General features: G+C 51.1%; 12 protein-coding genes. All 12 read right to left on the minus strand.

Features of this window, described 5'->3' with window-relative positions:
* Positions 1–3: 3 nt before the first annotated feature.
* Entirely contained in the window at positions 4–447 is a 444-nt protein-coding gene (locus Q0577_RS22765; protein WP_298740398.1) for an SRPBCC domain-containing protein, read from the minus strand.
* Between the two features lie 102 nt (positions 448–549).
* Entirely contained in the window at positions 550–1,917 is a 1,368-nt protein-coding gene (locus tag Q0577_RS22770; protein ID WP_298740399.1) for an ATP-binding protein, read from the minus strand.
* Positions 1,918–1,979: 62 nt separating this feature from the next.
* Positions 1,980–2,747, minus strand: coding sequence for a ParA family protein (locus Q0577_RS22775; protein WP_298740400.1), 768 nt, complete (start codon positions 2,745–2,747; stop codon positions 1,980–1,982).
* A gap of 2 nt (positions 2,748–2,749) precedes the next feature.
* Complete coding sequence (locus Q0577_RS22780; protein WP_298740401.1) at positions 2,750–3,370, minus strand: YkgJ family cysteine cluster protein; 621 nt, start codon at positions 3,368–3,370, stop codon at positions 2,750–2,752.
* Positions 3,371–3,387: 17 nt separating this feature from the next.
* Positions 3,388–4,437 (minus strand): polyprenyl synthetase family protein, encoded by a 1,050-nt coding sequence (locus tag Q0577_RS22785; RefSeq protein ID WP_298740403.1) that lies wholly within the window; start codon positions 4,435–4,437, stop codon positions 3,388–3,390.
* A 15-nt stretch (positions 4,438–4,452) separates the two neighbouring features.
* Entirely contained in the window at positions 4,453–4,983 is a 531-nt protein-coding gene (locus tag Q0577_RS22790; RefSeq protein WP_298740404.1) for a hypothetical protein, read from the minus strand.
* A 92-nt stretch (positions 4,984–5,075) separates the two neighbouring features.
* Entirely contained in the window at positions 5,076–6,476 is a 1,401-nt protein-coding gene (locus tag Q0577_RS22795) for a DUF4157 domain-containing protein (protein ID WP_298740405.1), read from the minus strand.
* A gap of 78 nt (positions 6,477–6,554) precedes the next feature.
* Complete coding sequence (locus Q0577_RS22800; protein WP_298740407.1) at positions 6,555–7,958, minus strand: DUF4157 domain-containing protein; 1,404 nt, start codon at positions 7,956–7,958, stop codon at positions 6,555–6,557.
* A 22-nt stretch (positions 7,959–7,980) separates the two neighbouring features.
* Positions 7,981–8,469: a hypothetical protein gene (locus tag Q0577_RS22805; RefSeq protein ID WP_298740409.1), complete on the minus strand. Its 489-nt coding sequence runs from the start codon at positions 8,467–8,469 to the stop codon at positions 7,981–7,983.
* 31 nt (positions 8,470–8,500) lie between these two features.
* Positions 8,501–13,237 carry a DUF4157 domain-containing protein gene (locus Q0577_RS22810; protein WP_298740410.1) on the minus strand — a complete coding sequence of 1,579 codons (4,737 nt, stop codon included), beginning with the start codon at positions 13,235–13,237 and terminating at the stop codon, positions 8,501–8,503.
* Between the two features lie 33 nt (positions 13,238–13,270).
* Positions 13,271–15,085 (minus strand): contractile injection system tape measure protein, encoded by a 1,815-nt coding sequence (locus Q0577_RS22815; protein WP_298740411.1) that lies wholly within the window; start codon positions 15,083–15,085, stop codon positions 13,271–13,273.
* The gene (locus Q0577_RS22820; RefSeq protein WP_298740412.1) at positions 15,085–18,306 is read right to left on the minus strand and encodes a hypothetical protein; all 3,222 of its coding nucleotides are present in this window, start codon (positions 18,304–18,306) and stop codon (positions 15,085–15,087) included. Before Q0577_RS22820 ends, Q0577_RS22815 begins: the two co-directional genes overlap by 1 nt.
* Positions 18,307–18,319: the final 13 nt, after the last annotated feature.

Below are 18,319 nucleotides of genomic sequence, written 5' to 3' on the forward strand. Positions count from 1 at the left end.
GCCTCAGCGTTCGCAGATCTCTTTCAGTTTTTCCAGTGCGGAAGGCCAGCCTTCATCGAACATGGATGCCCAGGCAGGGTTGGTTTTGATATGTACTTTTATTTCTGTTTTACCGTCCTTTTCGGTAAAGGTGTAGCTTTCTGTGCTGCCTACCCAACCCTTTGCCATCTCGCTGTCCTTGTCTAAAGCGCCATCAGGTGCGATGACCGCCGAGTGCACTGCGTGAATGCGTTCATACGGCCGCACTTCATGGAGTTCTGCATAGGTACCGCCCTGATCTTCGCCACCCAGGAAGCGTATAGCCTGTCCCTCTTTCCATTCGCCTACATAGGTGGAGCCGGGCCAGCTTACGTCTGTCCATTGTTTGTAGGTGTCCAGTTGGAGCATGGTGTTCCATACTTTTTCTTTTGGGGCGTTGATGTCGATTTTGTATTCCAGTGTTTCCATCATTATGGTTTTTTAGTAAATGATTATAACACAAAGGTCAGGCATGTGCCGATTACCCATGGGGTGCGAAAGAGACATTTTAGCAGGCCGCCTGCGACAAACTTATTTATATACTTTACCCTCTTTATTGAACTCGCGGATGAGGCCTTCTTCCAGGTCGGCGCCTGAGATCGGCGCAATGGAGCCATCTGGCTGCATATTCTTGAGGAAGCAGTATTGTGCCACGTTAATAATAGATGCGCCCGGCAGTTCATAGGCGGCAGCCAGGCGTTCCAGCGTGCCCTGCTGTTGCAGCATGTGATCTGGCAGGATCATCTTCCACAGGGTGAGGCGTTCCGCCTGGTTAGGCATCGGGAAGTGGATAATGGCCTGGAAGCGCCGTGCAAACGCAGGGTCTATATTGCTCTTGAAGTTGGTGGCCAGGATCACCAGGCCGTTATAGTTCTCGATACGCTGCAACAGGTAAGATATTTCCTGGTTGGCATATTTATCGTGTGCATCGCGGATGTTGGTACGTTTGCCAAACAGCGCATCTGCTTCATCAAAGAACAGAATCCAGTCCTTATGTTCTGCTTTGTCAAAAAGTTTAGAGAGGTTCTTTTCTGTTTCACCGATGAATTTGGATACTACCTGTGAGAGGTCTACCCGGTATACATCCAGTTCCTGGCCATTGTTTGTTTCCGGTTTTCCCAGGAGGCAGGCGGTTAATGTTTTGCCGGTGCCCGGGGGGCCATAAAAGATTACGCGGTAACCGGGTTTGAGTCGTTTGTTGGTTTTCAGCAGGGCATGCTTATACTGCAGCCATTTTTTCAGCTCCTGTACTTGTTCCCGGGTCTGGGCATTCAGCACAAGATCACTCCATTCAAGCGGAGTGGTAATCCTGTCTGCCGGAAAGCTGGCGCCGAAGCGGGGCCTTGTATAGTGGCCTGTCAGGAACAGGTCTACATATTCCTGCGACAGCACGATCTTGCCGCTCATCATGGGCTCGCCTTCAGGAGGGTTTTCCAGCCGCAGTATCTGTTTGCCGGCAAACAGGCGTTCTTCCTGCAGCAGCCGTTTTACTTCCATCCGTTGGTCGAGTGCGTTGCCGGCCAGGAGGAAGAGCGCAGTTTCGCCGGTAGGCAGAAAGCCGCGGAACTGGGCGCCCCGTACGCCGCCTATTTGTGGAAAGTCGCCGGCTTTGGGAATGTACTGTTGTATGATTTCGTCAAAAAAAACAGGACTGATATGAGGCGCCAGTGCCAATAAGAGTAGCTGTTGCTCGCGCAGGTTCAGCGCGTGTTCACTGATAAAAGCGGGTAAGGGCGCCTGTGGATAACTTATTACCGGAGGGGCGGGTTCGGTTGAACTAATGCCTTCAGCCGGTTGATCCTCTTTATTGAAATATTGTTGCAGCCGGTTGGTAACAGCCAACTGCAGCCATTGCAGGTACTCGTTTAGTACGATTGCATTTTCAGAACTTGTAAACATGTTTATCCTTCGTCAGTTTTAGCTGGTTTGTTTCATTCAGGATTGATAGATCCGAAAGAGGATCAGTTGAACTTTTTCAGTATTTCGCGCGCCAGTTGCAGATAATCCCTGGCGCCATTACAGTGTTTGTCTAAGTGAAAGATAGACGTACCCTGCTGTTGGGCTTTGGCAAGGGCAATGTTGTTACGGATGGCGGTTGACAAAACTTTACCGTTGTATATTTCCTCCAGCTGTAACCTGATCTGCCGGTGCATACTTTTATGCTCATCATATTTTGTGAGCACCAGGCCTAATAGTTCCAGTTGCTTATTGACATGTTTTTTAATCAGCTGAAAATGCTTCATGAAGCTTAGTACGCCTTTAAAGGGAAGGAACTCTGCCTGCATAGGAATCAGCACATAGGAGGATGCCGCAAGGGCGTTCACGGTCAGCATGCCCATAGCCGGAGGGCAATCAATAATGATATAGTCATAGTCATCCTGTAAGGGGGCTAGCACCTGTTTCAGCAGATGTTCCCGGCCATAGATACTAACCAGTTCCATTTCCGCATCTGCCAGTGACAAAGACGCGGGCAATACCGGTACGGGACCCGTTGTGATGATGGTATCGCGGGTTAGGGTGGATGCTCCCTCTGCGGCCTGCTTCAGCAGTTCGTATATGCTTTGCGGAGGTTCGTCCGTTATGCCGGATGCCTGGGTAAGGTTGGCCTGCGGGTCAAGATCAGCCAGTAATACGCGATGTCCTTCCTGCTGTAATGCGGCGGCCAGGTTGAGCGCTGTGGTGGTTTTGCCGGAACCGCCTTTTTGTATAGCTACAGATATTATTCGCATAATTATAGGGTATTGTTTAAGGCCACCATTTGTCCGCCCTGCAGGTGTTGCCCGATCCATTCTTCATTCAGTTCCATTTTCTCAAAATCGTTCCAGATCCGTTTATCATTCCTGCAGCTATAGTATTTGCAAACAACAGGCCTGTTTTCGTAGATGTTGCAGCAGCCTTTGCCATCGTTGTGCGCACAGTAGCCGTTTTCTTTCTGGCGTATGAAGTAGGGCTCTCCCAGGTTCCATTTTACATGGCCGGCTTCCACTTCTTCCTGGGTGAGTGCAAAATGCAGTTTGCAGCAGGCGGCTTTGCAGATGTGCAGTCTTTCCTGGCAGTTTACGGGCATGAAGGTGGCATCGGGATCATCCTTCCTGGTAGCGATCCTTGGCAGGAAGATCGTGTTCTTCTCGATCATCTCAGTTTTGTTGGCTGCTACTGAGCTGGCCAGGTCATCTTCCCGGATGATGTGTTTTTTCAGCAGGAGGTCTGCTACGCCGTTCAGGAATGCATCTATTTCATTTATTTTGCTGGAGATCCTGCTCAGCTCTGTATGCATGAAAAAGTTAGAAAGCTTCAGCTGGTATTCCAGGCCGTCGTTTTCCGGTCCGTTTTTATTTGATTGTTCGTTCATCATCATTCATTTTGAAGTTATATACGCTGCCTTAATCGCAGTGATGCTGATCTGTATTCAGCATCCTTATTGGGAACGCTATTACGGTCAGCAGATACATCCGCCTGCGGAAGCGCAAATGCCTGGCTGTTGGTCAGCGTCCCATCCGGTACCAGGTCGCCAAAGATGCCGTTTACATATGCTTCCAGTATCCGGGCGCCCGCTGCTTTACCTCCGCCATTCTGTATGGCAGCCAGCGCCTCACTGCGGTGCTGCCAGGCTGCCCATACAAGGTATTGGGGCGCTTCTATTTCTTCCAGTACGCCGCGCAGCCAGGACGCATGTGTGCTTACCGTTCCTTCATTTACTATTGCCTGTACCCTTTCCTTATGCGTATGTTCACAATACAGTGCATACAGCAGGGGCAGGGTCACTTTTCCCCTGTCGAGGTCTGACACTGATTTGCCCGACCAGATGCCTTCTCTGTCATTTAATATCTGGATGGCAAGGCCCAGATGGTGGCCGTAGGCATAGCAGGCATTCCAGATGTCACGGTTGGCGCTTACTGCCACTGCTCCAAGCCAGGCGGCGCAGCCAAAGGGCGTACCGGCTTTCAGATCCATCATTTTCCAGTAGCTTTCGAACGTAGCGGCACGGTTGCTGAGGTCCATATCCTGTCCGGCGCCCATTTGCATAAGTTTATCCAGGTACACCTCCTGTACATGATTGCGCCTTTCATTATCGATAATGGCCGTGTGCAATATTTGCAGGGAGATCATTTTAAAGGCGAATGCGAAGTTCCAGGCGCGGTTTTCTCCTGCCACATTCCAAAGGGTGTCTACACGGTCTTTATCACTAAGATCATCCAGTATGCGCAGGCTGATAGCACCGGCCAGGAGTGCGGCAGTTACACCTGTAGCCTGCAAGGCATTACCGCCTGCATACTGGCAGCAGGCCATGGGGATGCCGGTTTCAGGAGGCAGATCTTTTTCCATCCACTTTTCGGCAATGTATTTCAGTGCCTGCCAATCCGGGGGAATATGTGCAAACAGCTTTGCTTTAATATCATTTGTAAAGGGAGTTAACATGGGGCTTTTGATCGTCTATTTTTTACGTAATGCTTCTCTTGCTTTCAGACGTTCCGGCAACGGGGCCCGGGGATCGAATTCCCTGCCATAGATCTTTGCCAACAGCCCTGCGGCCAGGTCACCGCGTTGCCATTGAAGGTCTATCGCCTCGGTGTTGGATTCTCCTTCCACATAGCTCAGTGGCGTGTTATCGGCTAATACCTTTGTCAGGCCATCCTGTATGGAAGGGATGGCAAGCAAATGTTGCGTCACTGGTCTGTCTGTCATACCAGGTTCATTCCACCAGTCGGCCTGCAGCTGTTTCAGCGCAGCACAATAGGCTGCCTGTAATGAGGCATTGTCTACTATCTGCTTAAAAGCAGGTGAGATCTCTGCCATAAAGAACAGCTCTATGGGTGTAAAGTGGCTGGGTTCGGGCAGCTGTTCCTGCAGCTGTGCCTCCAGCTTTTTCCCGCTTTTAAGCACGTCTGCAGAAAAATGGCGCCGGCTTTCTTCCAGCATATCTTTTATAGTTGCTTTTATGGCGGTGTCATGACTGTTATTCATAGTTCGGTTTTTGGGCATACACGAGTATGCGCTTACTGACGAGTAAAAAAGCAGCCAAAGCATCACGCCCGGCAGCAATGAGCGTGTATATTTCATATGCCTGGTATTTTATCCACTCCGCTTGTTGAGGTGACTTCAACATCATTAAACTTCTTAAAGGCTTCATCCCTTCCTTTCATACGGGCATCTGTGGCATCCAGCAGTTGTGGCGTTTGTTCTTTGTAATGACTGCGGGAGCTGTCGTATTCAAAGCCCCATAATATGGATCCGTAATTTACGCCTGATGTCATATCCATTGCTGTAGCTACAAACTCCATAGCGGTTGGATCAAGTACACCCGGGGCATCCCGCATCATGGGTTTGGCGCCCCCATGCTCACCTATCCTGGTAGTGGATTTCTGTGTCAGTTTGCCGCTGGCGTCCTTGGCCATTCCGTAGAAGGGCGTTTTATCCCTGGCCGGGTTGGCCCTGTCCACCCGCCATCCATCTTTTGTTGCCCGCTTAGCCCGCTCTTCGGTCATGCCCGGGTCGTCTTTGGTGGTAGACCATTTTCCGGCTGCTGTTCCTCTTCTCACTGTCTGTATAAATGCAATCTTGCTGCCTTTGGTTTTTTCATTCGGGTCCATCTCTACCTTAAAGAAATAAGTGCCCCAGCCGCTGGCAGAAGGTTTTTTATCCAATCCATGTTCCACATCAAAATTACCAAAGGTACCTTTCAGGGTAGTTTTGTTACGCCCGATGGGAGGGGAGAAGGATGGAGAACTGGAGCAGGCCCTCATCGTTTTGGGGCTGTCTGTTCTGGATACTTTTTGTTGCTGTTGTTGTTTCCCAAAGATGTTCTCTTTTGTATCAGTACTGGTAAACCCGCCGAGCTCTTTCCGGAAGGCAGCGCTGTTATTCTGGGTATGTTTTGCCGGTGGATATACCGGCCGGGTAGACATACTTGTGCCTCCCTGCTGCTGTGCCACATGAGTAAGTTCATGGGCGGTCAGCGGGTTCACGCCGGGCTCCTGCCCCCTGCCGTAGAAAATATTATTATCGTAGGTGAATGCATATGCATTGATCTGTTTATTCAATGCTTCAGCTTTGGTGCCTGTATGCACTTTTACTTTACTGAAATCCGTATTGAAGGCAGGCTCCATATAACCCTTTACATCACCCGGTAAAGACTGCCCTCCACCTTTGGCCTCATTGATCTGTCCTTCCAGGGCAGCGGCCCTGTCTTTATCCGGTTCTGCTGCAGTGGTGGACGGGGCTGATGGTTGTGAGGGTAATGAAATGCTGGTGCCGGTGAACATGGTGGATGCAACCTGGTTCGCTTCATTTTCATGGGCGTCATCCTGCCGGCCAACGATCAGCTTTGCCTGAACGGGTTTGCTGAAGAAGCTGTTCCCCTGCTGGTTGTCAACCAGTTTATTATCAGCATTTTTATCGAAGAACGGGGTGCTGTCTGTTTGGGGCTGTCTTCTATCTTTAGGTAACCTGGATCTCATTACCGTAAGGGATTATGGTTGCTTAAAATTACGTTTATTCCTCCTGGAATTTACAATTTATTGTCCGGAAGAAAAGGCTTATATGCCTGGCACTTTATCTATTCCACTGGCAGGAGTGGCTATTGCCGTATTCCACTTTTTGAGCGCTTCGTCCCTGCCTTTCATTCTGGGGTCTGCCGGATCCAGCAGCCTGGGGGTTTCTTCCTTATAGTAGTTCTTAGAGCTGTCATATTCATATCCCCATGCCACTGTGCCATAATTGACCCCTGTGCTCATATCCATGGCGGTAGCGGCAAACTGCATGGCATCAGGGTCGGCTACTCCGGGTACATCCCTCATCATAGCGGTGTTTCCGCCAAATTCGCCTATCCTGGTAGTTGACCGTTGCGTTAGCTTACCGCTGGCATCCTTGGCCATTCCATAGAAGGGTGTTTTATCTTTTGCCGGGTTGGCCCTGTCAAGCCGCCATCCTTCAGCGGTAGTACGTTTGGCGCGGTCTTCACCAACATTCGGGTCTTCTTTTTTAGTGAACCATTTTCCACCAGGCGCTCCAGATCTTACCGTTTGTACAAAGGCGATCTTACTGCCCTTGGTCTTTTCGTTGGGTGTCATTTCCACTTTAAAAAAATAATCACCAAAACCGCTGGCAGACGGCGCTTTATCCAATCCATGCTCCACTTCGAAGTCGCCAAAAATACCTTTCAGTTTCGTGTTCTTATGACCAATGGGAGGGGAGAACGAAGGTGAACTACTGCAGGAGCGAAGTGTTTTCGGGCTTTCCTGTTTGGATACTTTTTGCTGCTGCCGTTTGCCACCCCTGAGATTTTCTTTGGTATCTGTACTTGTGAACTCACCGGTATCTTTTTTGAAAACGGCACTGTTGCTTTGGGCCTGTTTACCTGGTGGGTAGGCCGGTTGGGACGACAGGTTTGTTCCTCCCTGCTGTTGCGCCACGTGGGTTAGCTCGTGGGTGGTCAACGGGTTCACTCCGGGTTGCTGGCCTTTGCCGTAGAAGATATTGTTGTCGTACGTAAAGGCATATGCATTGATCCGGTTGGTCAAAGCTTCGGGCCTGCTACCGGTGTGTACTTTTACCTGGCTGAAGTCTGTATTAAATGCAGGCTCCATATGGCTTTTTACATCAGCCGGTAAAGATTGTCCGCCACCTTTCGCATCATTGATCTCACCTTCCAGCGTGGCGGCCCGCTGTTTATCCGGTTCTGCCTGTGCAGGTGCCGCAGCGGGGGCTTGTGCAGGTAAGGACATGCCTGTTGCACCAAACATACCTGCCGCTACCTGGTTTGCTTCATTTTCGTAAGCGTCATCCTGTTGTCCAATGCGCAGGCGGGCCTGTACAGGTTTAGTGAAAAAACTGGTGTTTCCCGGCTGGCTAAGCAGGTGATTGTCCCTGTTCTTATCAAAGAAGGGATTGTTGTCCTGCCTGGGAGGCTGCAGCCTGTCCTTTGGAAGCCTGGATTTCATAACCTTATGAGATGATGTATGTTCAATTATTGTGCGTTTTAATCATACCGCTGTCAAGACATTTCATCAGGTAGCTGACAACGCCATAGCGTGCATATCTGCCGATCGGATGACCAAAGCGTACATCGCCGAATTCAGGGGCCAGTTCCTGCAGTTCCTGGTTGAATTTACCGAATGTGGTATCGTCTACATACAGCAGCGTTACTGAACGTTCGCTGCCATCGAACAGGTAGTCCACTTTTTCAGCAGATCCGCCTGCAGGGTTGTTGGTAATCACGTATTCAAACTGCAGAAGCGTAATGAGTCTTGCTTCCTTTTCGGTATTAATACTGTCAAAATCCCGGGGCAGTATATCATCCAGGTGTGCAAGATCATCTTTGTTCACAGCGGGAATGAAGCCAATATGAAAAAGAGGGCTGAAGCCTATATCAAATATGTTTTCAAATAAAGCAGCAACGGATGCTTCTTCTTCCAGGGGTTGATGCCTGATATGTATTGTTTTATCGCTCATAATAGCAATCATTCCATTTGTAATTTACAATTTATCGTTCATATCCCGAGCCTCCAAGCTGGTTGTATCGCGTCTGCAGCTCGCCTATATCGCCGAAGTGGGTGTTGGTCCACTCTCTCCGCGATGGGCTTCTTCCTCCCTTCAGTCCTTTATTCCAGTATGCCTGTCTCCATTCTGCCACTCCCCTTGCATGTTCTCTCAATAGTGATTCATCCGCTCCGCGTTCCGCCAGCCGGATAAATTCAACCAGCCTGTTATGGTATTCTACAATAGGGTTTTGCCATTCGGTCATAAACTCTCCGGATGTCAGCACTTTTCTTCTGCCATCGGGATATTCCATGACCCTTTCTGTCGGGAGTACCTTATCTGCTCCAAACCTTTCTGTTACCTGGCGGATATGGCCCACTTCGTGTTCAAGATCCAGGAAGCGCATTCCCCTGCGCACAAACAGCACTTTTTCAACCCTTATCACTTCGCCCGCCTCATTCACCACTTCCACTACAGATACATGCGGGTCTCCGGGTATTTCTCTGACCTCAAATCCTTTATTTCTTACTTCGGCCATCAGCTCAGCATACTGCGGGTGGTCTTCCATCGCTACAGTGCCTTGCCTGATAGTTTCCGGAGTTGCGGGTTCTCCGGTTTTGGCGCCGGTGTCCAACCTGCGTGCCGGTGACCTGCCACGGGTGTCTCTCCTGTTTAGCGGATCTCTGAAGAAGTCGCGGATGGCTCTTCCGGCTGAGCGCAATCCCCTTGCGATGCTTCTTCCGGCGCTGCCTATCATCCTTCCCACAGAACGGATACCGCTCCTGGCCCATCTACCGATCGCCCTGGCCCTTCTGCCGAAGCCTCCCCATCTGAACGGTCTTCTTCTGAACAAACCTTGCCATGCATTCCTTAAACCGCCCGATCTTACAAATTTCCAGGCGCCCCTTACCATCAGGATAGTGGTAACGAACTTAAATACACCTTCCCCAAACAGCCAGCCGCGCTGGAATGGTGACAAACCGTCTTGTGCAAAGGCATTATAGATATCAGTTACGCCAATGGTGTCCAGCAGGGCCATTCCGAATGTGCCCCATCCGCCGGCGGCGCCTCTTTCCATCCGGGCCTGGTAAGCTTCGTATACACCGTATGCGATCAGTGCGATGGCTGCTAATGCCACGATAAATTCAGCTACGGCAGCAGATAATCCCAGGAATATAAGCCCGGCTACGATAGCCTTAAATGCCAGTACCACCACGATGGCTACAGCAATCAGCACTACCAGTGCTGCGATCACTCCGACGATGAACATGCCCACGTCGCGGATGGTAGACAATACCGGATGATCATAATCCCATGCGGCATCATCGGCGGCTTCCTGCATTTTGGCACCCAGCCCGGCAAGCGCTTCATCATTTTTCGCTAATCCTTCGTTAACTGCTTCGTCAATTTTGGTGCGGGTCTCTGAGATGGTCTCATTGAAAGCTGATTCCAGGTCTGTATAGGATGTTTGCAGTTCTGTTTCAGCGCTGGATTCAGATTCGCTGAAGGATTCTGCCAGCCCGGTTGTGATATCATCAAATGAAGTATCCAGGTTTTGCAGCAGCTCCTCTATACTTGTATCTACGCCTTCATCAAATTGCTGCAGCTGGGTTTCAACATCTGCTTCCATGTTGTTCAGCGCCTGCTGGGTAGTGCCCACCTTTTCTGCAAATGTTCCGCTCAGTACAGCCGCTGTTTCCCGGAAGCCGCCTATAGCAGTATCAGCTACCTGGCTAAGGTAGGCCATCACTTCGTTGCCAAAGTCCTGTGCTGCGGCCGGGTCAGGATCTTCCACTGCAGACAGTGTGGCGGTAGATTCTGCTTCTATCTGCTGCAATTGGGTGATCACATCAGGAAGTGCTGCATCTGTTTGCGCTATTGCTTCATCTACGCCGCTGGTCACCTGGTCTTCTACCTGCAGGGCATATTGATCCAGCTGGTCCATCACCTGCTGTTCCTGGTTGTCCAGCTGTTCCCTGGCGCTTTCCGCCTGTTGCTGCAGCAGGTCGCGCGCCTGGTCTGCCTGATCTTCCAGGGTGCTGATGGCATCTGCTACCTGGTCGTCTACATTATCATGCAGTTCCTGCAAGGTATCTGCCAGGCCGCTCTTTGCTTCCGTAGCCTGCTCTACAAAGGAGGCGGGAATGTCGGCCGTCAGTTCTGCGATAGCGTCCAGCAGCTCCGGTCTTTTCGATTCAATTTCCCTGGCTGTTTCATTAGCCACTCCAATTGCGGCATTTCGCTGTTCCATCCCTCTTTCATCTGAGGGAAAGGAAGCCGCTTTTTGGGCGCCTTGTGTTCTTGCAGCAGCCACTTGTTCGGTTACCCTGTTATTGACGGTTTCCTGGCTGGTAGTGGTCATGTCTTCTACTTCCGTCACCTTGTCTTCTGCCAGGGTATCTAAGTTTGTTTCGTGATCTGCAAATATTGCTGTCAGCCGGTCTTTACTGGATTGGCCGGCCATTTCAACGCTGGCGGTACGTTGGGTAAGCCGTTCTGTTATCTGCCCGTCTGCTGTTGTGATGGTTGTTTCCAGTGCCACACGGCGGGCTGCGAAGTTTGCCCGCAATGTATTCCTTTTTTCCTCGACGATGCCCAGGAGCGTATTCCTTAAAAGGTTGCCCTGCAGTATAGCATCTGCTTTCACTGCATCTGCTTCCTGCTGCACCTGTTGCTGCCTGGCCTGGGCGTGTGCGCTGATCTGTTGTATAATGCCATCCGCGCTGAATACAGACTGTGGCCCGGCTTCTTCTTCTGAGTCGGCGGCTGTTTCGCTTGCCTGCATTTCCGGCATGAAATTGCCTTCTTCGCCATCCTCTTGCTGGCGTTGAATGTTGAGAGCTTCTCCTCCGTTATTTTCTTCAGGAGGTGGGGTCAGATCCTCACCAGTAGCCGATCCGGTTTGTTCTGCTGCACTGGCAGGTTCCTCATCCGGTACACTGCCCAGGAGTTCTTCAAAAGAAGGCATGGGTGCTACCTTTGAGGCATCTACTGCCAGCTCGGGGCCTTTATCTATTCCACTGCCTCCGGCTTTAGCGCCGGGTAGGGCGGCTATTGCGCTTGCTGCAGCCGGTGATTCCGGTGCAGGCGCCATTACTGCAGTTTCGCCGTTGACACCTGCTCCATCTGCGCTACCATCCGCGCTGCCTTCAGTGGCGGGCTGGTTATTGGCCTTTTGATTTACCGCAGGCTGTTCTGCTGTTACTGCTTCTTTTCCAGCAGCGGGTTTACTGCTGTCAGCTGCAGTAACAGCTGCTTTATCCTCCACCGGTGCTGCGCTGCGTTCCGTTGCTTTGCCTTCAGCGCCGGTTTGTTGTACTACGTGTGTAAGTTCGTGTGCCAGTAAGCGTTTGCCATCAGCACTGCCAGGGTTAAATTTACCTTCATTGAAATAAATATCCCTGCCGTTTGTGAATGCCTGTGCGCGCAGGTCTTTATTCATTTGTACGGCGTTGCTGCCAGTATGTACGCGTACATTATCCAGTTTAGCGCCCAAAGGGCCTTCCATAGCGACGCGCGTATCATCCGGTAATGGAGCGCCACTTCCCTTCGAGGCCGCCAGGCGTTCCTCTACGGAGGATGATCCTGTGCGGGTGTCTCTTTCTGCTGCAGGCAGTCCCGGTTTTAGCTGTGCCGCTTGCCCGGTATTCCTTTCGCTGCCCGGAGCGTTGCTGTCCAGCCGTGATATGCGGGGCAAAAGACTGGCACCGTCTGTTAGTGTGGGAGTGGTCTTATCTGTAGTCGCATCACGCCGTACAATTTCATCTGCTACAGCATCGGCTTCTTTCTCGTATTTGTCCTGCGGTGTGTTGACGGTTAACTTGAACTGGAAAAGTGTAACACTACCGCCTACCGGCGAGCTGCCCAATGCCTGGTCTGTTTGTTCACTCCTGGTGGGATAATCCCGCTTCAGGGCATTATCCACAGCCATGGGTGTTGCCATATTAGCGGCCCGGGTAGCGAGGGATGGTCCTAACAAACCCTGGGTTAACATGTAGGTCTGCATCCAGCGCTGGTTAATTGCATCAGCGCTGCCAGGCTGTAAATGTTCTGCGCCCCTGGCTGAGAAAGGTCGTGTCATGGAAAACCAATCCATACCTTCCTGTTGTGGCGCCAGCTTGAAATCAAATGCCTGGTTCTTTTCTTTGGGAAATGTTAACGGCGCTGATCCGGAGGGGGGAGGCGTTGCGGCAGCTGCTGCCTGAGCCGACGATGGTACCGGGGGCGGCTGTACCGCATCTGGCGATTCTTCCCGCTGTAATAAACGTTCTTCATCATCTTTTCTCTCCGGCTCTTCTTTCATCTGAAGGGACTGCTCTTCTGCTTGTTCTTCTGCCGGTTCAGCCATACTGTCAAAAACAGGTTTTCGCTGCAGCAGTTCCTCATCATCCTTTTTTTCGGGTTCTTCCTTCATTTGCAAGTACTGCTCCTGTTCGGATGCTTCTTTCTCTTCTTCGCTTTTGCGCTGAATATTTTCTTCGGGTTCATCGGCTGCAGCCATACTGTCGAAAATCGGCTTTCGCTGAACAAGGTCTTCCGCCGTTCTATCCGCTTCTTCTTCCAGGGCATCACCTGGCTGGGTTACATTTAATTTAGGCTGAACAAAGAATGGAGTAGCCTGTTCCGCTTCAGGCTGAAAAAATACGTCTCCACCTTCCTTGTTAAAGAAAGGCTGCCCCTGCGTTTGCTGGCTTTGCTGCGATTGATGCGCACTGCTTTTTGTATCTGTGGCTTTTACCACTATAATTGTTCTTTAGGATTAACTATTCATTGTTTACGCCCACTCGGTCTTCAGCACCCAGGGCATCCAGGTCAGGCGTATTACGCTGAGGCCCCAGGGAAGACGGTTTAACAACAGATCATAGGAGGTTTGGGTTACCCGCAGCCTCCACTCATCTCCCTGCCATTGCAGCTTGCCTTCCCGCATCAGGAAATTGCCGCGTAGTCCGTCTGCAGATGTACCGCCAAGGGCATTCCAATGATTGATCACCGCTTCCAGCAGCTGATCAGCTTCTGTTTTATCAAATGCCGTCAGCTCCACAAAACGGTCTACCGGGTCTTCTGGCAACAGGCCGCAGAGCAGCTTGGGAAACACCAGGTCATATTCCGGTATATTGGTGTCGCCGCTGGCCAGGAACCCCAGCAGCTGTACTGCTTTATACTGTGCGGCAGCGCTCCTGAAAGCACGTTTTTCCAGCAGGCCTAATGTATCAAAGAAGATATGCAGATAGGGATGCAGTAATACCAGTCCTGCATTATTGATGTAGGTACTGAGCCCTTGCGGGGGACTACCGGTTTTTTTTCGTTGCTCTTCTTTGTTTGTGCCTGTCGGTTTTGCATCCGTTGCGGTGGTTTGCCGCGCATGCACAGCATCGCTGCTTTGAACCGGTGGTGCTACTGCTGAAATGTCAGTGCCATTATCGTTTACACTTGCTGTAAACGGCTCCCTGGCATCAGCTGGTGTTACTGCATCATTTGTTGTTTGGTCAGTGCGCGCGTCTCCTTTATCCCTTTGCTGCTTTACTGATGTACGTTCAGCATCAGTTGCTTCGCCAGCTATAGCAGCTGCTTCGCCGGCTGCTGCTGATCGTTGCGCCGCCTCACTATTGTCTTTTGTTGCAGCAGCTTTGTTATCAGGCTGTGGGGCAGCCGGTTTTGCCGGCTGACTGATCTTAGCTGCAGCTACATGTCTGTCATGCAGTTCCACCAGTGCTGCTTTCATCAATGCACTGCCCTCGCCGGGTATTGATGGCAGTTGTCGTAAGACATGCACATATGCAGGTAGTTGTGCTGTGCCGAAACTTAAAGCGATCAGCTGTTCTAACCATGCTGCAGGTTCACGAGCCGGCGATGATGATATGATCTGCCGTATGCTCCACGCATCCAGGCTACGCTGGAGAATACTTTTATCTGGTAGTGATGGCAGCGTAACACCGGCAATGTCTGCCGCCTTTCGTAACTCGGCTATAAACGCTGCCTCATCACAACAATGTTCCCATACTTTTGCCATTTGCATTACCGCTTGCTGCGCCGGACCTGCATATGCCTGGATCCATTGCCGGATAAACTGCCGGCTGAACTGCAGCACCATCCTGTTGATGGCAGCAGGCTGGGTCTCCAGCACGCGCCTGCATCTTTCCAATGCAGATGTGTCGGTCGCCAGTACTCCCAGCACACCCGCTTCCCATGCAACCGTATCCTGTACGGGGGAGGTATGCGGCAGCAGTCCATACTCCAGGAAGTACAGCCAGCTGTCAAAATAACCATGGGTCATAGGGTAGCGCTCCATACCCGTTTCCAGCGATGGCTGTTGTCGCAGGGCAGGGTAACGTTCCCGCAGGTACAATATGATCCTTTCCGGCAGTTCCCTTTCCAGCTGCTGTGCAGTGCATGGGCCCAGGTCTATTTCCAGTCGCTCTACACGCAGCAGGGTGCCTGTATCTGTCCAGCTGTCCAGCAGTTCCTGCAATGCATCTGCCAGGCTGTCCTTACAAACAGCGCCTATTTTCTCCTGTATGGCCATGGCATTCTGCCTGGAAGGCAGTTCCAGTTCAAGCGACAATTTTCCTATGGTATGATGCTGGGTCATCAGCTCAGTAATGATTTATAGACCTTGATGGATCCGCTGTTCTGTTCATTAGCTACAGCAGCGGTATCCCACACTTCCTGCAGGCGTTTGAGACCGTCTGCCTGGCCCCTGATTAACCCTGCCGCTTCCGGCAGCAGGGTTTGCGCTTCCTCCGGTTGCGTATCGGGCGCGCTTGCCAGTAAGCGGTCCAGATAAAAGACGGTGCTGTAGATGGCCATGTCTGACACCTGCTGCAGGCGTTTCTCTCCTGCATTGCCTAAACCTGTCTGCAAAGATTTCAACACGTCTGCATAACGGTTATGCAGTTCGGGCAGCTTACCACTGAAGCGCAGGAAAGCTTCTGTTTTGCCGAACTTCTCTGTTTTGGCGAGTGTCTTATCTTCGTCGCCTATAGTACTTACCGCTTTGCGGTACTGCTGCAGGCGGCGGTTGAAGGTTTTGGTTATATCAGCGGAGGGGTCTGTAGTAGTTGTTTCATTAACAAGACGGGTATTGTCTGATGGCTTATCTGCTTCTTCAATAGCAATGCTGAATGAAATGGTAATATCACATTGCGGGAAGGCGTAATCCAGGCGGTAAGTGCCCACGGGCAGCTCGTCATAGATCACCTCAACCGCCAGCTTGTTATCCAGCCAGAGAATGGTATAGTTATCGCTTACATATTCCCACTCATTACCACCGGTATTCTTATACAGGTAGAATTCTCCGCCGTAGGGCGCAGTTTTCAGCTGCAGTTCAATGACCTCGGTATCTTTCTTCCAGCTGAACTTGTTGTTGCCTTTGGCATCTTCCAACAGCAGGCTTTTCCGGCCGGGACAGAAAACCACTGGCTTGGCCACCTGCTGGAACAGCGGTCCCCTGCTGGCGGTGAGCTGCACCAGATAGGTTACGCCATCGGCATACTTCATATCAAACGTAATATCATCTGCCAGGTTGTTGGTGATCTTTTCGTCTGTTTTCTGGCCCCTGAAGTCAAACAATTCCCATTTGTACACGGTGGCGTTGCTGGAAAGGTTGTGGAACCTGAATCGTTTACCCGCTTCCTCTGGTAATGCTACTGGTTCGCCCACTATTTCAAAATCAGCCACCGGTTGTACCTGCTGCAATTCTATTTTTACGCTGGGTGTTTTGGAACAGCAGATGTAAGGCAGGCAGAAATCTGCCACTACGATATAGTCTGACAAGGATGCTGCTTCCAGCAGCAGGGTTGCCTTGGCTGCTTCATTCAGCGATTTAAGGTTGCGCAGCATGGCAGCGAACACTTCGTGTTTGTCGCTGCTGGGATTTGCTGCCGCACACACCAGCACCAGGGTGCCACCTTTCGGCACGCCGGCATTGTGCTCCAGGCCGGGGTGCCTGGCTGCAAATTTGTGGAAGAACAGCTCTTCCAGCACTTCTGCTTTTCTACGGCTGTATTCTGTATACAGGTCAAACAATATCTTCAGGTGCAGGGGGCAACAGCTAAATTCCGTATCGGCAGGTGCTGCTGCAGCGGCAATGCCAGGTAAGTTGGGCCTGCATATAGCCGCACATTTTTCACGTACCCACTGCGTCCAGGTATCCTGCTTTACGCCGCTAAAGAAACGCCCCAGCGCTTCAAACATCTGGCCAAGGTTCATATCGGCAGACGTGCCTTCGAATATAGCGTTCTCATAGTTTTCTCCACATTCAGCGCTGCAACGAATGTCGTTCACCACTTTTTCCAGCAGCAGGCCCAGGTCAGAAAACCAGGCGCTTTCTCCCTCTATGAGGGAGGCAGCTGTATCGTCAGTGCCCAGGAACACCAGTTTTATATCAAAGGGCAGGTGCAGGTCGTTCCGGGCTTTAATAATTGCTTCCTGCGCCTGCTGGGCGGTTTTACCAATATAGCCTTGCGTACGGAAAAATTGATAGGCGTCCATATCCCGCAGCAGCAGTTTTTTATCGGTGGCATCATCTACACCGGGGATGCTGAACAGACGTTGCTGTTGCATGGCTTCATAGTTCCAAAGGCTTTTGATGCCTCCTGCCAGGTTACGGTCGCGGTAGTAGAAGGGAATTGCTTTACGGCTTAATGCTGCTGCCTGCAGGGCGCTGGGTGTTATGCTGACAGTACCCGGCAGCTGGCCGTTCGCGGTGAATATAGTATTGCTCACCTGCCCAATATGGATCATGCGTTTCAGTAAGAGCCGCAGTTTTTCCATGGTAGAGCGGTCCGCATCTGCAAAGGGTGGGCGGTAAAGACCCATGCGGAACGCTTCCGGTTGGTCGCCGGTGCAGGCGCCCAGTGAAAGATATTTTTCAAAACGCGTTTTAAGCGGTGTAAGGTACAGGGTGTTAAACCCGGTGTAAGAGAACTCCTGGTAGGCACTGATCAGGTCTTTCAGGTAGTCGTAGTAGTAAGGCAGCTGCCATGACAGATCATTGTCGTCTGCATTGATACGCTGTCTTGCCTCCTTTAGCCGCTGTGCCATGTCAGCCAGGGGATTGGCGGGCAGTGCCGCCTCCAGTATTTCTGCATAATCATTGTATACGTCATTGTATACAGCCGCAATAGTGGCCTCCGCTGCGGCGCATCTTGCGTCAAAATTGTCTTTTACTTTCTTCCAGTCTGTAAAGCTGCTGAAGGAGATGGTCGCACCTGCTTCCTGATCGCCGGTATATCCAAAACGGTGAATGAAAAGATCTTCTCCTGACTGAGAGCCGGTATGCTGCACCCGCCACTGTTCGCTGGCCTGCTCCAGGTCTTGTTGCAGGGCCAGTACCACTTCTACGCTGATGTCTTTCCGTACACTGTTGTTATCATAGCTGCTGAGACAATCTGATTTAGTGGTATCCTCTGCCTTCAGGCGCAGCATTACTACGGCTTGCTGTTGGGTAATAAGGTTTTCCAGCTTGTCATTGTCTGTAGCGGCGGTTGTAAGTACCGTTACAGGAATGCTGCCACCGCTGTAGGGAATATTACTAACACCCTGTATGCCTTTGTAAACAAGGTTGGTAAAGCCGTCTTTTGCCAGGAGGAAACCATCAGAAGTAACCCCCGCACCGGGCGTTAATTCCAGTTGCTTTTGATTCGCGTTCCAGCTGGGCATCAGTCCGTAGAAGATACCGGTGCCTATAAGAAATACCCTGGTATCCAGTTCTTCTGCTTCCAGGTAGCTGATCAGGTCATTCAGATCATCGCTCCTTAAAGGCTGCCCCTTCTTGAAAACAGGATAGTGGGTAGGTGAATTAAGTATCATTAGTAAAGCGTTT

Origin of the sequence: uncultured Chitinophaga sp. (genome assembly GCF_937898475.1) — a bacterium.
In the GTDB taxonomy this organism is placed as follows: Bacteria; Bacteroidota; Bacteroidia; order Chitinophagales; family Chitinophagaceae; genus Chitinophaga.